This window comes from Stenotrophomonas sp. YJH_SMC_122, from assembly GCF_059369535.1.
This window is the reverse complement of record NZ_JCAFST010000004.1, coordinates 122,387-138,259: the sequence shown is the minus strand read 5'-3', so window position 1 is coordinate 138,259 and position 15,873 is coordinate 122,387. Positions and strand designations below refer to the sequence as shown.

27 protein-coding genes and 1 pseudogene are annotated in these 15,873 nt (G+C 62.8%); 10 read left to right on the top strand and 18 right to left on the bottom strand.

Annotated features, from left to right (window positions below; genetic code table 11):
* Positions 1-19 precede the first annotated feature (19 nt).
* Both AC5P66_RS07585 and AC5P66_RS07580 read left to right on the top strand, forming a co-directional pair.
* Positions 20-475, top strand: coding sequence for a pilin (locus tag AC5P66_RS07585; protein WP_049438186.1), 456 nt, complete (start codon positions 20-22; stop codon positions 473-475).
* A gap of 111 nt (positions 476-586) precedes the next feature.
* Positions 587-1,069, top strand: coding sequence for a pilin (locus tag AC5P66_RS07580; protein WP_049438188.1), 483 nt, complete (start codon positions 587-589; stop codon positions 1,067-1,069).
* Between the two features lie 45 nt (positions 1,070-1,114).
* Here AC5P66_RS07580 and AC5P66_RS07575 read toward each other — a convergent pair whose 3' ends face one another.
* Positions 1,115-1,459 carry a hypothetical protein gene (locus AC5P66_RS07575; protein ID WP_049413650.1) on the bottom strand — a complete coding sequence of 115 codons (345 nt, stop codon included), beginning with the start codon at positions 1,457-1,459 and terminating at the stop codon, positions 1,115-1,117.
* Between the two features lie 76 nt (positions 1,460-1,535).
* A complete protein-coding gene (locus tag AC5P66_RS07570; protein WP_049413652.1) occupies positions 1,536-1,793 on the bottom strand; it encodes a hypothetical protein in 258 nt (85 codons plus the stop codon).
* 394 nt (positions 1,794-2,187) lie between these two features.
* On the opposite strand from AC5P66_RS07570, the gene AC5P66_RS07565 reads away from it, so the two are divergent.
* The 4 genes from AC5P66_RS07565 to AC5P66_RS07550 all read left to right on the top strand — a co-directional run bounded on the left by AC5P66_RS07565 (position 2,188) and on the right by AC5P66_RS07550 (position 3,729).
* The gene (locus tag AC5P66_RS07565; protein WP_049413653.1) at positions 2,188-2,472 is read left to right on the top strand and encodes a hypothetical protein; all 285 of its coding nucleotides are present in this window, start codon (positions 2,188-2,190) and stop codon (positions 2,470-2,472) included.
* A 12-nt stretch (positions 2,473-2,484) separates the two neighbouring features.
* Positions 2,485-2,718 carry a DUF1653 domain-containing protein gene (locus tag AC5P66_RS07560; RefSeq protein WP_049413654.1) on the top strand — a complete coding sequence of 78 codons (234 nt, stop codon included), beginning with the start codon at positions 2,485-2,487 and terminating at the stop codon, positions 2,716-2,718.
* A 92-nt stretch (positions 2,719-2,810) separates the two neighbouring features.
* Positions 2,811-3,383, top strand: coding sequence for a TetR/AcrR family transcriptional regulator (locus AC5P66_RS07555; protein ID WP_049413655.1), 573 nt, complete (start codon positions 2,811-2,813; stop codon positions 3,381-3,383).
* A 13-nt stretch (positions 3,384-3,396) separates the two neighbouring features.
* A complete protein-coding gene (locus tag AC5P66_RS07550) occupies positions 3,397-3,729 on the top strand; it encodes an SMR family transporter (RefSeq protein WP_099494819.1) in 333 nt (110 codons plus the stop codon).
* 22 nt (positions 3,730-3,751) lie between these two features.
* On the opposite strand, the gene AC5P66_RS07545 is transcribed toward AC5P66_RS07550, so the two are convergent.
* The 5 genes from AC5P66_RS07545 to AC5P66_RS07525 form a co-directional block, all read right to left on the bottom strand.
* Entirely contained in the window at positions 3,752-3,925 is a 174-nt protein-coding gene (locus AC5P66_RS07545; protein ID WP_005417836.1) for a DUF1328 domain-containing protein, read from the bottom strand.
* Between the two features lie 94 nt (positions 3,926-4,019).
* A complete protein-coding gene (locus AC5P66_RS07540; RefSeq protein ID WP_049413657.1) occupies positions 4,020-4,661 on the bottom strand; it encodes a LysE family translocator in 642 nt (213 codons plus the stop codon).
* A gap of 150 nt (positions 4,662-4,811) precedes the next feature.
* Positions 4,812-5,420 (bottom strand): ATP-dependent Clp protease proteolytic subunit, encoded by a 609-nt coding sequence (locus AC5P66_RS07535; protein ID WP_005417839.1) that lies wholly within the window; start codon positions 5,418-5,420, stop codon positions 4,812-4,814.
* Between the two features lie 37 nt (positions 5,421-5,457).
* A complete protein-coding gene (locus tag AC5P66_RS07530; RefSeq protein WP_495216168.1) occupies positions 5,458-5,808 on the bottom strand; it encodes an SRPBCC family protein in 351 nt (116 codons plus the stop codon).
* Positions 5,808-6,119 (bottom strand): ArsR/SmtB family transcription factor, encoded by a 312-nt coding sequence (locus AC5P66_RS07525; RefSeq protein ID WP_005417843.1) that lies wholly within the window; start codon positions 6,117-6,119, stop codon positions 5,808-5,810. Before AC5P66_RS07525 ends, AC5P66_RS07530 begins: the two co-directional genes overlap by 1 nt.
* An 86-nt stretch (positions 6,120-6,205) precedes the next feature.
* On the opposite strand from AC5P66_RS07525, the gene AC5P66_RS07520 reads away from it, so the two are divergent.
* On the top strand, positions 6,206-6,898 hold the full coding sequence (locus AC5P66_RS07520; RefSeq protein WP_049413678.1) for an aspartate/glutamate racemase family protein: 693 nt from the start codon (positions 6,206-6,208) through the stop codon (positions 6,896-6,898).
* A gap of 12 nt (positions 6,899-6,910) precedes the next feature.
* On the opposite strand, the gene AC5P66_RS07515 is transcribed toward AC5P66_RS07520, so the two are convergent.
* Positions 6,911-7,306, bottom strand: a complete 396-nt coding sequence (locus AC5P66_RS07515) for a hypothetical protein (protein WP_049413660.1) — start codon at positions 7,304-7,306, stop codon at positions 6,911-6,913.
* A gap of 242 nt (positions 7,307-7,548) precedes the next feature.
* On the opposite strand from AC5P66_RS07515, the gene AC5P66_RS07510 reads away from it, so the two are divergent.
* On the top strand, positions 7,549-8,064 hold the full coding sequence (locus AC5P66_RS07510) for a DUF3011 domain-containing protein (RefSeq protein ID WP_312548427.1): 516 nt from the start codon (positions 7,549-7,551) through the stop codon (positions 8,062-8,064).
* A 203-nt stretch (positions 8,065-8,267) separates the two neighbouring features.
* Here AC5P66_RS07510 and AC5P66_RS07505 read toward each other — a convergent pair whose 3' ends face one another.
* Positions 8,268-8,609 (bottom strand): low molecular weight protein tyrosine phosphatase family protein, encoded by a 342-nt coding sequence (locus AC5P66_RS07505; RefSeq protein ID WP_495216167.1) that lies wholly within the window; start codon positions 8,607-8,609, stop codon positions 8,268-8,270.
* Complete coding sequence (locus AC5P66_RS07500) at positions 8,606-8,806, bottom strand: hypothetical protein (protein WP_014037933.1); 201 nt, start codon at positions 8,804-8,806, stop codon at positions 8,606-8,608. Before AC5P66_RS07500 ends, AC5P66_RS07505 begins: the two co-directional genes overlap by 4 nt.
* Before the next feature lie 556 nt (positions 8,807-9,362).
* Between AC5P66_RS07500 and AC5P66_RS07495 the strand changes: the two genes are divergently transcribed.
* Complete coding sequence (locus tag AC5P66_RS07495; protein ID WP_019660562.1) at positions 9,363-9,824, top strand: carboxymuconolactone decarboxylase family protein; 462 nt, start codon at positions 9,363-9,365, stop codon at positions 9,822-9,824.
* A gap of 115 nt (positions 9,825-9,939) precedes the next feature.
* Here AC5P66_RS07495 and AC5P66_RS07490 read toward each other — a convergent pair whose 3' ends face one another.
* Together AC5P66_RS07490 and AC5P66_RS07485 are read right to left on the bottom strand one after the other, a co-directional pair.
* Positions 9,940-10,386: a RidA family protein gene (locus AC5P66_RS07490; RefSeq protein WP_019660563.1), complete on the bottom strand. Its 447-nt coding sequence runs from the start codon at positions 10,384-10,386 to the stop codon at positions 9,940-9,942.
* 67 nt (positions 10,387-10,453) lie between these two features.
* On the bottom strand, positions 10,454-10,957 hold the full coding sequence (locus tag AC5P66_RS07485; protein WP_495216166.1) for a hypothetical protein: 504 nt from the start codon (positions 10,955-10,957) through the stop codon (positions 10,454-10,456).
* Between the two features lie 471 nt (positions 10,958-11,428).
* Between AC5P66_RS07485 and AC5P66_RS07480 the strand changes: the two genes are divergently transcribed.
* On the top strand, positions 11,429-11,692 hold the full coding sequence (locus AC5P66_RS07480; RefSeq protein WP_262222679.1) for a hypothetical protein: 264 nt from the start codon (positions 11,429-11,431) through the stop codon (positions 11,690-11,692).
* A 174-nt stretch (positions 11,693-11,866) separates the two neighbouring features.
* Here AC5P66_RS07480 and AC5P66_RS07475 read toward each other — a convergent pair whose 3' ends face one another.
* From AC5P66_RS07475 to AC5P66_RS07450, 6 genes and pseudogenes are all read right to left on the bottom strand, one after another.
* Complete coding sequence (locus AC5P66_RS07475) at positions 11,867-12,166, bottom strand: hypothetical protein (protein WP_088375271.1); 300 nt, start codon at positions 12,164-12,166, stop codon at positions 11,867-11,869.
* A gap of 589 nt (positions 12,167-12,755) precedes the next feature.
* The gene (locus AC5P66_RS07470; RefSeq protein ID WP_081284129.1) at positions 12,756-12,974 is read right to left on the bottom strand and encodes a hypothetical protein; all 219 of its coding nucleotides are present in this window, start codon (positions 12,972-12,974) and stop codon (positions 12,756-12,758) included.
* 427 nt (positions 12,975-13,401) lie between these two features.
* On the bottom strand, positions 13,402-13,731 hold the full coding sequence (locus AC5P66_RS07465) for a hypothetical protein (RefSeq protein ID WP_231109344.1): 330 nt from the start codon (positions 13,729-13,731) through the stop codon (positions 13,402-13,404).
* Positions 13,732-13,949: 218 nt separating this feature from the next.
* The gene (locus tag AC5P66_RS07460) at positions 13,950-14,420 is read right to left on the bottom strand and encodes a hypothetical protein (RefSeq protein WP_065200559.1); all 471 of its coding nucleotides are present in this window, start codon (positions 14,418-14,420) and stop codon (positions 13,950-13,952) included.
* Between the two features lie 2 nt (positions 14,421-14,422).
* Entirely contained in the window at positions 14,423-15,679 is a 1,257-nt protein-coding gene (locus AC5P66_RS07455) for a hypothetical protein (RefSeq protein WP_495216188.1), read from the bottom strand.
* A 32-nt stretch (positions 15,680-15,711) separates the two neighbouring features.
* A pseudogene (locus AC5P66_RS07450) lies at positions 15,712-15,807 on the bottom strand (Ref family recombination enhancement nuclease); the annotation flags it as partial.
* Positions 15,808-15,873: the final 66 nt, after the last annotated feature.

Here is a 15,873-nt window from a genome sequence, read left to right as displayed (position 1 = left end):
CACGCCACAGAGGATTATCATGAACACCGCAATCGGCCGTACACGCCACGCAGGCAAAAGCGCATCCCGGCAGAAGGGATTTTCCCTTATTGAACTCATGGTGGTGGTGGCGATCATCGGGATTCTGGGGATGATTGCCCTGCCGCAGTATCAGCGGTTCTCGGCCAAGGCAAAGTTGGCCGCTGCCCTCGCAGAAGTCGCTGGTGGAAAGGTCGGCGTTGAATCACTCCTCGCCGAAGGCAGCGAGATCACCTCGCCGGCATCGATTGGCCTGCCCGAGTCAAGCTCCCGCTGTACCTGGATTACGGTGAGAAGCGATGTCACGAATGGAGCTACGAGCATCAACTGCGAGCTCAAGAGCGACGCTGCAATCGGCAGTGGCAGCCTGACCCTGGATCGCGACTCGCAGGGAGCCTGGTTCTGCAAGGGCGACATTCCGGACCGGAGCCTCCTTCCCCAGGTCTGCCTGAACTGATCGCACGCGCATGCCCCTACATAGATCGCCGGGCCTGTATCCAGTTGCGCGCGTCTCTCCCATTGCGTGCGCCAGCCACGATTCAAAGTTGATTTCCTCATGGAGGAACCTATGAAAAAGAAAATCTCAAGGGCCGGCCACGGGGGGAGGCGTACACGCCGGCAACGAGGATTCTCTCTGGTCGAACTCATGGTGGTCATCGCCATCATTGCAGTTCTTTCCCTGATCGCAGTTCCGCAATACAAGAAGTTCTCTACCAAAGCCAAGCTGGCGGCGGCGTTGGCCGAACTGGCTGGCGGGAAGGCGGGCGTGGAGGCGTGGTTGGCCGAACGAGGTGATCTCTATGGTTCAGACAACCGCAAGCTGGGCCTGCCGGAGAGCAGCGAGCGCTGTGAAACCATCGCAACAAGCATTCGTGCAGATGGCGACCTGGAAATCGATTGCCTGCTGCGATTCGATACTGGCTACAACGTGGGGACATGGCGAAACAACCTGATGCTGATCAGGGACTCGGACAGCCATGAATGGCGCTGCTGGACTGCCATCCCCTATTACGACCTCCTGCCCAAAGGCTGTGGCCCCGACAATCCATAGCCTGCTATGCAGATACTTCAAGCTGTTCGCGCTTTGCCGCTCCAGTCAGGCAGGGGCGCCTGCGAAAGCCGGCCGTCCCCCCTCCCCTCCCTCGTCATCGCCGATGCAAACCCCTGGATCCGACGCGAACTGATACTCAGACTCCAGCCCCATCTGGACGGCAGAACCCTCGGCGAAGCGCGCTCGCCCGCAGAGGTTCTGACCCAGATCGCCAGCCCGCGCTGCAACGCACTGATCATCGATCCCTGCATGCCGACTGTGGGCCAGGCTGACGGCATGCCACTGCTGCGCCGCATCTGCTGCCTGCGCAGGGATCTGCTCATCCTCGTGCTGGCCCAACAGCCCTTGCGCGTACTGCAGGATCGCGCCCTGCCGGCACAGATCGGTCATGTCTATGCCAAAACGGTGAATCCATCGTGGCTGTGCCATGTCGTAAGCCAGGCACTGCACGGGGGATCCTCCGGCGTTACGCCACCGGGGCAGGACGCAGGCCGGTAGCCGGCCCCGAGGCGGTTGCCATCGCCTCGAAATGCACGGCATCCACGCTGCTACCCAGCGCCTCCACGCGCACCGTGCTGCCCTGGCCGGTCCGGCGATGGTGGGCGCTGGCCAGGCCAACCGCGGCATCGAACGCTGCGGCCCCGGAGTTGAATGCTTCGGCGACGCCTGCGGCCGGATCCAACAGGGACCACTGCGCGGCACTGCACTTGACGGTAATGACCATGGGACGCTCCTTCTGGGAAAGGCGCAGGGGGCACTAGACCCTCTGCTGATGCCGTCACCCTAGCCATGCCATCAGGGTGGTCCCATCAGAAAAGTACGAAAAGTCCGCGCCAGTGCGTCAGAACCCCACCCTCATCACATCCCTGAGTCCGTTTAGCCCGTTCATTCCGTGATCCTTGTCACGGAGTCAGCTGGGCTTCACACTACCGTCATCAACAGGGGCCCCTTCCACATGCGCACCTTCTTCTCGCACCAGCGTTCGACGTTGCTGAAGTTCTATTTCGTGGCCAGCTATCTGATCCTGATCGAAGAGTTGATCCGCGCCGCCGTGCATTGAGCGCTTGCTGGCGAGCTATTTGCGGCAGAAAATATCGCTTTACGCACGGAGCTCGCACATGAAGGTGCTTCTTCTGATCCCGGCCCTACTGGCTCTGGCCGGCTGTGCCAGCCAGGACACGGCGACCGCGCGCGCTGATGCGGCTGAGGCGTCGCCAGCGACACCGGTGGTGGGGGGCGACCGTGATGCGCACGGCTGTATCGGCTCGGCCGGCTATCAGTGGTGCGAACACAGCCAGCGCTGCGAGCGCCCTTGGGAGTTGGCACAGGCGCAGGGCCTGGCCAACACTGCCGAAGCCATCGACGCGTACTGCGCCACGCCCGCCAGCCCGGCGCGCAAGTGATCACGACCCGTCATGGCTGAGCTGAGTCCCCTGCCCGACCTCGCCCGTGGCCGGTATCGCCACTTCAAGGGCGGCGAATACGAAGTGATCGACATCGTCCGCAGCAGCGAGACGTTGGAACCGATGGTGCTTTATCGCGCACTCTATGGCGAAGGCGGCCTGTGGGTACGCCCCTACCCGATGTTCATCGAGCAGGTTCCGGGCGAACACGGCCCGCAGGCGCGTTTCGCACGCATCGACGATTGATCCGGCTCCCACCGGGGCAGTGCCCGATGGTCGCGCCGGTGACGCGATCCGGCTGCGCTACAATCATACCGTCCAGTCGGTTTCTTTCCATCATGTCCTCACCCCCTCCCCGCTCGCGCCGCAAGGCGCCCGACAGCGTGCGCCAGTCATTGCTTCAGGCCACCATCGAAGTGATCGGCCGTAATGGCTTGGCCGCGCTGACCGTGCAGGACGTCGCGCAGGCCGCCGGTGTCAGCAAGGGTGCGTTGTTCCATCATTTCAGCAGCAAGCAGTCGCTGGTCGATGAAGCCATCGGCGCGCTCATCGGCGAGTTCGAGGCACGCGTGCGCGCGCTACTGCAGGACGTCACGCCCGGCCACGGCTGCTTCACCCGTGCCTATGTGCAGGCCAATTTCGAGCACCTGCTGCAGCAGGAACAGGACAACGACATTGGCCTGACCCTGGGCAACCTGATGGAGCCGGCCCTGCTCGCGCACTGGCGCGACTGGAAGCGCGCGATGCTGGCCGAATTTCCCGGCGAAGCGGGCGATCCACGCCTGTACGCGGCACGCTGCGCGGCCGACGGCTATTGGGCCACCGCCTATGGCCGGCCGCTGGACGAAGAAGAGCGCCTCAATGCGCTGGCGATGGCCGAGCAGGCCCTCAAGCTGTGCGACCCGCAGTGACCCGGAGCCCGCGATGAGCCCCTATATCTACCTGGCCACCGCCATCGTGCTGGAAGTGATTGCCACGTCACTGCTGAAAGCCTCGAACGGCATGAGCCGGCTATGGCCGACAGTGGGCGCGCTGGTTGGCTATGGGCTGTGCTTCTACCTGCTGTCGGTCACCATGAAGTCGGTGCCGACCGGCATCGCCTATGCGATCTGGTCCGGCGTCGGCATCGTGCTGATCTCGCTGATCGGCCTGGTGGTGTTCAAGCAGCGGCTGGATGCACCGGCATTGATCGGGATCGGTCTGATCTGCGCCGGCGTACTGGTGATCAATCTGTTCTCGCGCAGCAGCGCGCACTGAAGACGCTGCTGCGCGACCGGCGCTAGCTGACCTTCTTCGCCACGCTCATGCCGATCAGGAACAGCACTACGGCGATGATGATGCCTGCCCAGAACAGGAACTTGGCGATGCCTACGGCGGCGCCAGCGATGCCGCCGAAGCCCAGCACGCCCGCGATGATGCCGATGATGGCGAAGATGATGGCCCACTTGATCATGTCAGTCCTTTCCCCGCAGGGAATGCAAACGGTGCGATCAGGCTAGGCCGCCACCGATGCGGCGCTCGTGAACGGGCCGCGTGTGCGGCGTGAATCAACGCGGCCGGAAGCGCAGCAGCGCCACGGCGAAGGCCAGGAACACGCTTCCCACCAGACGCTCGAACCAGCGCCGTGCGAATGGCTTTGCAAGCCAACGGCGCAGGCCGTGGCCACCGGCCGCATACATCACGTACCAGAACAGTTCGCAGGCCGCGAAGGTCGCCACCAGCACGCTGTACTGCACGGCCTGGCTGCGCGACGGATCGACGAACTGTGGCAGGAACGCTGCGGCGAACAGCAGTAGTTTGGGATTGCTCAGGCCGACCCACAGGCCGCCGCGGAACACCGCGCCTGCGCCGTGCACCGGCGCCAGCGGCGGCTCGGCGTCGCCGCCCACCGTGGAGGCGGGCCGGCAGCTGTCACGCCACGCCTTGATGCCGAGCCAGGCCAGGTAGGCCACACCGAGATAGCGCAGCACCTCGAACAGCATGGGCGAGGAATGCAGCAGCGCACTCAGGCCCGCTGCGGAAGCCGCCAGCACCAGCAGCATCGCCAGCAGGCAGCCGGCCATTGCCGGCACACTGCCACGGAACCCCAGCCCGACGCTTCGCCCAAGGATGTGCAACATATTCGGCCCAGGCGTCCCGCACAGCACGAAGACCGTGGCCAGGAACCACCACCAGGTATGCAGGGCCATATCGGGCGTCCACTTCAGAACATCCAACCAGCATAGAGTGCGCCGGCCTGGCGCGGCACACACAGTGCAGCACATCCAACCAGCATAGAGTGCGCCGGCCTGGCGCGGCACACACAGTGCAGCATGGATGCGGTGGTTACAGAGGCAGGCTCAGGCCGCGAGCGCGTCGCGCCGTACCAGTACCTGGTCGATCAGGCCCCATTCGCATGCCTGCTCGGCGCTCATGAACCGATCACGGTCCAGGGTCTGTTCGACCTCCTCGAAACTGCGTCCGCAATGCCGCGCATACAGCTGGGTGATGCGCTGCTTGGTGCGCTGCATCTCCTCGGCGTGGATGAAGATGTCCGAAGCCTGGCCCTGCACCCCGCCCAGCGGCTGGTGCACATGCAGGCTGGCATTGGCCAGCGCCGCGCGGTGACCCGGCTCGCCGGCCATCAGCAGGAACGAACCCATCGACCGCGCGGTGCCCATGCACAGCGTATGCACCGGGGCCGAGATGTATTGCATCGTGTCGTACATCGCCAGGCCGCTGGAGATCACCCCACCCGGCGAATTGATGTACAGATGGATCGGCTTCTCCGGATTTTCAGATTCAAGGAACAGCAGTTGCGCGCAGACCAGCGCCGATACGGTGTCATCGACTTCGCCGTTGAGAAAGATGATGCGCTCGCGCAGGAGCCGCGAGTAGATGTCATAGGAGCGCTCACCGCGCTCGCTGCGTTCCACCACCATCGGTACCAGCTGCATTCTGTCCCGCATGTGCCTGCTCCCAGTAGCGTTCGATCCAGGCGCCGGCTCAAGCCGCGCGCATCACCGTGCGATGGTCATCGTTGGACGCCGGCGGTATCAGCGCGCGCCGGTCGGTGAGCCGATGCACGATGGTCAGCACCGTTCCCCCATCCTCATCAGCGCGCAGCCGAAAAAACACAAGGCTGTGCAGATGTGGGGGCTGTGCATCGCGCAAGCGGAATCCCAGCTCCCGCCCCTCCTCGCACAGGCAGGGCTGTGGATCGGCAAGATCGGCGGCAGGCAACCAGCGCTCACGCAGTGCCGGATCGAACAGTGCGCGCCAGACCCGTTCCGGCGGCGCAGGCAACCGCTGCTCCATCACCAGCGCGGGAGCCGCTTCCTTCAGTACATCGTCCATCAGTCCATCTCCTCCAGCAGGTTCTGCAGTGCGGACATCCGCGCCGGCCAGTAGGCCCGGTATCGCTGCAGCCAGCGTCCGATGTGGGCCAGCCCGCGCGGATCGACTTCATAGTGGACGAAGCGCCCCTGGCGCTGCTCACGCACCAGCCCTGCATCGCGCAGCACTGCCAGGTGCTGGGACATCGCAGACTGGCTGATCGCAATGCCCTCGCGTAGCGCGCTGGCATGCCGCCCGCCATCGGCCAGCTTTTCGAAGATGTGGCGGCGGGTGGGGTCAGCCAGCGCCTTGAACAGGGCGTTCTCGATCATGATCAACACATTAGCAGTCACTAATGTATGGTGCAACTGCCACACATGCTGTGCTGCAATGACGACTCCCTGGCATGGAGCTGAGCATGAAGACCCTTGGCCTGATCGGCGGCATGAGTTGGGAAAGCTCGGCGCAGTACTACCGTCTCATCAACGAGACGGTGCGGCACCGCCTCGGTGGCGCGCATTCGGCACAACTGCTGCTGTGGTCGGTCGATTTCGCCGGCATCAAGCAGTTGCAGCACGACGGTCAGTGGGATGTGCTGGGCAACCACATGCTCGATGCCGCGCGGCGACTGCAGGCCGGTGGCGCCGAGTTGCTGGTGATCTGCACCAACACCATGCACACGCTGGCCGGCCGGATCGAAGCCGAGTGCCCGCTGCCCTTGCTGCATATCGCCGACCCGACCGCCACGGCGATCCTGCAGGCAGGCATCCGCAAGGTGGGACTGCTCGGCACCGCCTTCACCATGGAACAGGCGTTCTACCGCGACCGGCTGCAGGACCGCTTCGGGCTGCAGGTACTGGTTCCGGAGGCTGATGATCGCCGCTGCGTGCACGACATCATCTACCAGGAGCTGATCGCCGGCGTGGCCAGCGAGCACTCGCGGCAGGCGTACGCCGGCGTGATCGCGCGCCTGGTCGCGCGCGGCGCCGAAGCGATCATCCTCGGCTGTACCGAGATCATGCTGCTGGTGCGCCCCGAAGACAGTGCGGTGCCGTTGTTCGACACCACCACCCTGCACGCGCTCGCCGCGGTGGATGCGGCGCTGGCCTGACCGCGCGCGGCGTCAGCCTTCGCCCTGGACTTCCAGTGCGGTGATCAGCCAGTCGACCACGGCCTGCGAATCGCACAGGAAGAAGATGGAATCGCCCGAACGCGCCTCGGTCAGCAGCCGATAGACGGTAATCGCCACCGCCGACTGGTTGGCGATGAACACCTCCGGGCTGCGCGGCCCTTCGCTGTGGCCGGCCACGGCGTGCAACGCCTTGCGCGCAGCCACGGTGGCGGGCGGGTCTGCGCTGCGGGTCAGTTCCGGCCCGCGCAGGCCCCACGCAATGAACACATGCTTGCCCTTGAACGTGGTGTCCAGGACACGCACCTGCCCGGCCTCTGCGCCAGCCAAGCGATGAATGACGGTACTGCTGATCAACGCAACCCCCTGTGGTCGTCGTGGTCCGCGCATCCTCCTCCACAGGCCGACCGCGTGCCAGTGACGGCAGCCACAGGCTGCGCCGGCATGCGTGGGAGACATGTAAGAAGGTGTAAGCCGATGCGATCGGATGTGCCGCGATGATAAGGGATGTAGGGCCCTGCATGGGCCGGTGCGCACTACTAAATCCCCACTGAGCCAGCGCCGGAACGATCCGTTCCGGCGGCCTCGGGCTGGTCCATTCTTGCGGCCCATTCCCCCTGCCGAGGCTTTCCATGACCCATCGCCTGTTGCTGCCGATTGCCACCTCCGCCCTGGCCCTGTTGCTCGTGGCCACCACGGTGGCCGCCCAGGACTACGACAGCGATCACATTCCGCCGCTGCGTTGCGAGTCGCAGTTCAACAAGACCCAGCAGTGCCCGATCGAAGGCCGCATGCGCATGGCCAGGCAGCTGTCGGTCACCCGCTGCGTCGAGGACCAGAACTGGGGCCAGAGCCGCCGCATGCTCTGGGTCACCGAAGGCTGTCGCGCTGAGTTCGTGGCCGACGAACAGGGACGCGGCCGCTGGCCGGGGCGCGGCCGGGATCGTGACCGGGATGACGACGGCGAGCGCCTGGTCTGCGAGTCCTACGAGCAGAAGGACAAGGAATGCCGCATCCGGGTGCGCCATGAAGTGCGCCTGGTCAAGCAGAAGTCGGTGACGCCGTGCGTCGAGGACCGCAACTGGGGCTGGGACCGCCGCGGGGTGTGGGTCAGCGACGGCTGCCGTGCCGAGTTCCGCGTGTATTGACTGCCGACCACACGCTGGCTTTGGCGGATACGCAGACACGGCCGACGTGATCGATGGACTGGGCGCATCCAGTCCAGGAGCCGTCGATGACGCCACCCGATCCTTCCTCGACGGTGCTGCATATCCGCGAGGCGATGCTCGCCTCGGGTTCTTACCGGCAGCGGCATCGTGCAGGGCTTGGACGAAGGCGATCCGGAGCTGATCTACCGCTTCGCCGGCAGTTGATCGAGGTACACGGCCACCTTGGCGGCCAGCAGGTCCATCAACGCCGGATCCATGCAGCGATAGTCGTCGGGGATGTCCAGGCAGTGCACGCGCTTGTGTTCCAGCAGGCGCGCGTACACGGCCCGCAGGCGCTGCTGGTGCTTGGCCTCCATCACGAAGATGACATCGGCCCAGCGGATATCCGCCGGGCCGATGGGGCGTCGTGCGTGCGGGCTGGTGCCGGCCGACAGCACGTTGAAGCCTGGCCGCCGTCGCCACATGGCTTCGGCGGTCGGGCTGCGCAGCTGGTTGCGGCTGCAGACGAACAGCAGGTTGATCATTCCTGTTCCTGCAGTTGGCGGGCGCTGAGGACCGGATAGGTGAAACCCAGCTGGCGTGCACGCGCGAGCTTGGCATCGCGCGTATACAGCAGCTTCCAGTTCTTCTCGGGCTTGTAGCTGTACGCGGTCGTGGCGCGGTCGCCACCGCGGTTGCGTGCCTGGCTGCGGCGCCAGGCACGGTTTCTTGCAGATTCCATGATGTGTTCTCGTGAGTACCGGGTTCAGCAGCCGCGGTAGTACGAGTGGCGCGCAGCATACACCGCACGCACAAAAAAGCCCACGCATCGCTGCGCGGGCTTCTTGATTGATCACAGTGGTCGGGACGGCCGGATTCGAACCGACGACCCTCTGCCCCCCAGGCATCGTTACTGTTCGGCCCATCTCGTTGATTGGCAAGGAATCTTCATAACAATGAAGCTCCCCAAAAGTGTCGATTGCGACGCTAGCAATCAATCACTTACGAGCCGATAGGGTGCATATGGCGGCTCTACCCGACGCCATCCGAACGGCGGCGATGCGATCCCCCCTTCAGCCAATTCCCCTTCCCTGTCCCGCCAATCGAGGATCTTCTCCGGGTGCTCCCCGCCGCGCCCCGTATCTAGCGCCCCACGGCCAGCATCCCCTTCCTCGGCGAGCGTACATGCAGCGGATCGCGACGAGCCTAGGCAGGTGTCACGAACTGCTGCCCGTCGGCGTCCTTGCTTCGGGTGGGGCGATTCCGGCCCCACAGATACCCGAAAAGGACCCATTAAAATGAATCGAGCGAACTGGTTCGTAGTCTCTCCCGAGGGCGCCAAAGCCGTGGGGCAACTGCATCACTTTGTGACCGCGGGCACCTCTCTGCCGCCGAAACTGGTGCATCTGGTGTTTTTGCGTGTGTCGCAGCTAAACGGCTGCGCCCACTGCATCGACATTCATACCCGTGATCTGCTTAAGGAAGGCATGCCGTTCGACACAATCGCTCTCCTACCTGTTTGGCACGAGGCCGCCTATCTATTCTCGGAACAAGAGCGCGCCGCACTGGCATGGGCAGAGGAAGTGACGCTCGTGAGCGAAACCCATGCATCTGATGAGGCGTACGAAAAAGTAGCCGCAGTATTCGGCGAGAAAGACCTGGTCGACCTCACGCTCACCATTGCGGCCATGAACGCGATCAACCGGATGGGCGTGAGCTTTAGATTGAAGCCCCGCGCCAAGCCCGCTGCGGAGAAGTAGCGTACGGCACGCCGGAGATCGTCCTGGCTTTGTCCGGGCCGAGGCGCTCGTAGGAACCATCGGTGGCCTACTCACCGCAAGGAACGGGCGGAGCAAGCCCCGCCCACATAGTGCCTTAACCCTGGACTTCCGCCCGGAAGGCAATCTCAATCAGCTGCTCGGGGAAGGCCAACGCCGAGACCCCGATCAGGTTGCTGGCCACCTGCGGCACCGGCTGGCCATACACGGCCGGCCGGACTTTGCTACTGGCCGCGAAAGCGGCCGGAACGTCGATGACGAACAGCGTTTCCTCGACCACGTCAGCGATCGACCCACCCAGCTCTGCCAGCAGCACCTGCGCGTTCTCGTAGGTGCGCCTCATCTGGGCTTCCATGGTGTCGAAGTCGGCGGGCTTGCCGTCGGCCCCCAGCTCCGCCGGCGCAACCAGCTCGCCCTGCGGCGTGTGCGAGAGCTGGCCGGACACGAAGATCGTGTTGTTGACGCGGACGGCCTGTACGTACCCGTAGGCCGATTCCCACGGCACTCCGAAGCTGGCGGTCTTTCGATTGGTAGCGTTCATCATTGCTCTCTCTGGTGAAAGGGCAAGTGTGGCAAGCATTTTGAGTCGACCGCCTCCCCTGAACGGGGGATCAGATTCGAGCACGGGACAGCTGCTCTCTACCTGCCTTGACCCACGCCTTCATCGGATCCCTCGCCCTGGGCTTGGTCTCCTTCGGCGGTCGGCGCGGTTCCAGCGCTTCCTTGATCCGCGCCAGTTCCAACCGCCCGGCCTCGGCTAGGCGCCGGGCCTGTTGCTGCTGCTCACGAGTCGGCGGCAGGCCGGGCAGTGGCGGGGGCAACTGAATCGGAGTGCTGTCGGTCAGCCGGGCGACCGCCTCACGCAGAGGCAGCTCGGGATACAGCCTGGCGGCGCACCAGCGCTCGGCGTAGCGCTTCGCCTGCCGGACGTTGGCCGCGCGCACTTCCTTCACCTGCCACATCTTCTGGCCTTCCATCCATAGCCGGACCCCAGGACCGCCGTCGGGCGTGACGCTGGCCGTCTCGCGGCCGTTGTACCAGAGCGCCCAGCGCTCACCGGTCTGGACCCAGCCAGCGGGAATCGGGGCGGTGCGGAAGCTGTGGGAGGAATACATGACCGGAAGGATACGACCGGCCGTCGCAGATCCTGCGATGACGGTCGACGCTTCAGCTTGCTGTGATGAAGGGTTCACTCTGAGGGGCGCACACTGCGGTCTCGCGGCTCTTCTCCGGTGCAGAATCCTCTGCTCCCGTGTCCAGCCCTTAAACGGCACGGCCATGCACCCTCCCAACGCCTTCAGGATCCATTCGATCCTTCCCCTGCTTGCGCTCAATGGCGCAATCATCCGCCTAGAGCAGGTGCGATCAACCTGTAAGAACTGTGGACTGAGGTCCTCAATGGCTAAGGACGCAGGCTTTCACACGGATCTGAGGGGCACCACGCTCACGTGTCCAGCTTGCCGCGCCACAGCGCTAATGGATGAAGTAGAGATCTGGCATCACTGGCTTGATCAGCGCCGCCGCGAAAAGCTACTGGCGCAATTCGCCCCTGCACCGGACGATCCGCTCAATAACGGGGACCCGAAATGAACGATGGCAACTCCGACCTGCTGGACCGCCTCCACTCCTGCGAAGTTGCAATCGAGGTCCATCGCGGTTACCTGAAAGCCATGGAGTACGGGCTGCGTATGGCTGTCGCGACCCATCCGTCCCGCGAGCAGCTATCCGATGCCTGGCTTCAGCTACTACCTAATATCGCGGCAAAACATCGAGACGATGGCGGCGAACTCTTCGCCGCCGCCTTCGAGCAGGCCCTTACAGTTCTAACGGAGCAAATTGGCGCCAACTAGGCACCTCACAGCCTACACGCACGTTCTCGGAGACGACGAACGGCGCCGAATACCGCGTAGGCAAGACTCTTGGGGAGTCAGGGCTTGGCTCACGCGAGCATTCAAGGGCAGCAGCTACCAGGCAGTAAGCGGCAGACTCGGATGAGGAGCCTTCAGCCGTGGGTATAGCGCGACTCAGCCGTCTACTGGATGTCTCCCGGCCAAGCTTCCCATCGTAAACGCATACCCTGCCTCTTCCAGAAGCGCTCTCATGCGCAGTTCCACACGACGGGGGGAGCGCAGTCCATTTGGTGCATAGAGAGCATATACGTAGCCAGCGCCGTCAATGATCTCGCGGCGGACTGCGCACTCGGTTGATTCCGTAGCTTCGCACCAGACAGACATTAGCCTAGCCGGGCTGATCGACTGCCCATTGCGAAGTCGGAAGAAAAGCCAACGCACGCCTGGCGCTTGAGCTGGATCTAATCTAGCCATTGCGAGCCTCGGATTCGTCTGGATAGATCACTGAGAACTTGAGGATCCAGGCGAGGGCGCTCATCTTTCGAGGAACGTGGCAGATCTATGCGCTCACTACCGTTCACTAGAGCGGGGAGATCTGACTGGAGATCAATCCACCACTCGGAAGGAAGCCGGAGCCCAGTACCCGTTCGATCGTAGATGCATATCGGGAAATTCATAGCGTTGCTCCTAGATGTAACGAGCATACGCTTGCGCAATGTCAGGCCGGAATGCGACTGCTACAAGGCTGACGCATCAACTCTCTTTGCACATATGAACACGCGTGCTTCGTCTCGCTGAACTTTCAGGAACGACTCAAGCCAGCAAAGAGCAGCGCCTCTATTCGCAATCACTCTCCCCAACTTTTCAGTCAAACACCGCGCACACTCCATTCCACCAGGGCTTTGCCCTTGACAGGTCCGGCACTGAGCCATCGTCGTCATGGTCGCCGGGCGCGATTGATACATGATCTTCGTCATCAAGTTCACAGTTTGAGCGTGGGACGACATATCAACGTTCCTATGATACAGAAGGAGCCGCGCTGGGCGCGGCCACTCCTTAGACGTCAACGGCGGCTATCGCGACCAGCACTGCCCTTTTGGTCCTGGCCATGGGTCGACTGCTCACCCTCCTTGCTTCCCGGCTGCTGCTGTTGCTGACCTTGCTTTCCGGCGAGGTCTTCACCGCCAAGCTCGTTCCCATCCACCTGACCCTGCTGGCCAGGCTGCTTCTTCTCGCCATCCGAGTTGGGACGGTCGTTTTGGTTCTGGGGAGAACTGTTCATGTCTTACTCCGATGCAGCCATCTGCTGCCAACCCACGGTGCTCCCCAGCGCGTTACGTAGCCGTGCCGGATTGGCGCGAGTATGAACAAGTGTCATGAACAGGCCGATGTTCTGAAGGGTGTACAGTGCAGTCCCGATAGGAGAAGAACATGGAACGCATGAGGAACAAGGATTTCGTTGACGTCGAACGCGAGCTCACCCACTGGAGTTTGGCATTCAACTCTGGTGCCCTACCTGCTGTTAGCTTTCGCCATGAGGTTGACCCCGTCGTCCGGATCGCATGTGACATCTACGTCAGGGATCCGCATGGAACACGCGCAGAATGGTTGGACGACCTCGAGGGCAGACTTGCGGCTCGATCCAGTCTTCGTGGTCACCCTGGCGCAGCGGATATTGCAGGTCAATGCTGGTCGCGCCTCTCTTGCTCCTAGGAGTTTTCTTCCCGCGAGGCTGCGTCGTTCCCTTCTCGCATGAGTTGATCATTCAGCACGTGAACGATGGACATGACCGCATCGGCGAGCGCTCTTGAGTCGCTGATTGACCCGTAAAAATAGATCCTGGAGCCTTCAACCCGGACTTCTGCCAAGGAGAGCTGAGACGCCAGCGCCTCGCACTTCCTCACGAAGAGTTCAGTCCAGCGGGCTCCTGGCGCAAGATCCAACAACGCAATGATGGCCTCATCAGTAGAGGAATCGACGCGCTCATGCAGCTGCGGCACATCGAAACCGACAATTCTCGGAAGCATGGAAGCGCTCAACGGTTGATCCTCTTGCTCACAGTTGGTCTGAGTATCCTCCACGATACTCGGATCCACCATCTGGCAAAGCCCACATCCTTACGCCAAACCCGCCCCCGTGTCTCGATAGCCGGTCAATTCAACGATGGCCATGGCCGTCCTAAGGGAGGCGGGCGTGATCTCGGCGGAATAGCACATGGATGCCATCTCGCCACAGCGCCGTTGCCGCCGCGTGAGGATCAAGTCACGGGCTGCGGGGCCAGTCCATCCAGTGGCAGCTCCGCCTTCTCCGGCCAGGCGAACGTCTCCGGCTGCGGCAACAGCGCGCGCACCTGCTCCCACGTCTCGATGCCATCCGGCGGCGCCAGCACCAGCTGCTCCAGCGCCTGGTTCACAGCATCGCGCCAGGCCACCATCGCCCGGGCCTCCAGGCGATACCGTTCTACGCCGCTGTTGTAGTAGCTGGCGCATGACTCGATGCTGTCGTAGCCACGCTCTACCGCCTCGGCCCGCATCCACGCGAAAGCCTCATCCCGGATGTAACGGTAGTGCTGTGGTGTGTGAAGCTCGAAGCCTGGGCCCGGCGGTGACACCGGCAGCGGCGTGTTCGACTCCAGCCACTCGGTCGGCCACAGGTAGTGACCGCGAGGAATGAACGCGCCAGTTTCGACGCAGCGAATCACATCCGGGTCTTCAGTGAGTTGGTACATGATTAAAGCTCCGCGTCTGCAGTCCAGTGGAATCCGGCCAAATACGTGAAGCCAGCGGTCATGGTGAAAGTGGCAAATGCGTCCACCTGAAAACCTGTGTCGCGGGTTGCACTTACGTTTGCCGCGCTCGCATGGTTTGTCCACGCACCGTTGAACAAGGAGATGCCGTTATCGCTGCCACCAGACGCATCCGACCCCTTGTAAATAGTCACGGTTGGAAACGCACGCATATCTACCCGGAACTGTTGATACACGCGCGCCGCTGATGGGCTGAACGCCACGGCTGGTGCGCCAATACCCTGCAAAACACCCGGCCCTGGCGCTGTAGATGCCGGGAGAGATTTCTGATAGAAGCGCTGGCATAGAGCCAATTCCATACCATCCGGCCGATAGTCATACCCACTTACCGAAGAACCTTCTTCGACCTGTACCTGCGTGAAATGTACATCGCCAGCTTGTGCACCAAGCGATGCGTTGCGAGCGTTGAAGTTGCTGCCGCCTGTTGCCCAAAGAGTCAGAATCAAAGAACTGTTGGCACCCACAGTCTTCCCGCTGATCGACGGGATCTGGACTGTATGGACGATGGTGTTAAGGCCAGCTGCGAGGCTGTACTTTGCCGCGCCGATCCCCGAAACCTGCGCACTTCCGCCAGCGCCGAAGCTCTGACCAAATTCGATGGCAATTTGTCGGCCTGCCGCGCCACTGTTGAACACCTTCAAGCTCAAGGTTACCGTTCGACCCGCGAGCGTGGTGACGTTCTCCATTCGTTGTTCAAGCACAACGTAATGGTTTGCAGCGTCAGTCACAGCACCATATGCGATTTTGGCAAAGTAGATGCACTCGGTATCAGAACTGCCCGGTGTAATTGGATTGCGCGAAACGCTTGGTGTGTTGACTCCGCCTGCGTTGAAATACCAGCGGTCAACAGAGTAACCCGGCGAAGTGAAGTTGGTCCCACGCTGCCACCAACGCATCGAACCATTGATAAGCCGGTTCTTTCCGATGAAGCGCGCACCGAGCGACTGCGCCAGCGCCTGACGTGCAGCTTGTTCAGCGTCGATGCGCAGACCCAGCGCATCATCGCCCTGCAGCCGGATTTCTTGCTCCTGCTGGAGGTCGGTCTTGAGGTCGGCCACATCCTGGCCGATGTTCGATGATCCACCTTCCAACGCCGAAAGGCGCTGTTCGGAATCCTCGAAGTTGTCGTTGCAGGTCGCAAACGCGGTGAATGCGTCGTCGCCTGCCGCATGTGGTGCCACTTACAGAGGCCGTAGCCCTCCATGTGACCGCGCCGCAGGTTCCCGCTCTTGGCGTGGTTGTAGTCGCAGCCGTACACCACCAACTCCGGGTCCAGCAGGCCCTGCATCTGCAGCGCCAGGCAGGCCATGCACGGGCCGGTCTTGGCCAGCTCGATCCGGCCCGCCTCTTCTCTCGTTGGCGGCGGTGCGTTCGA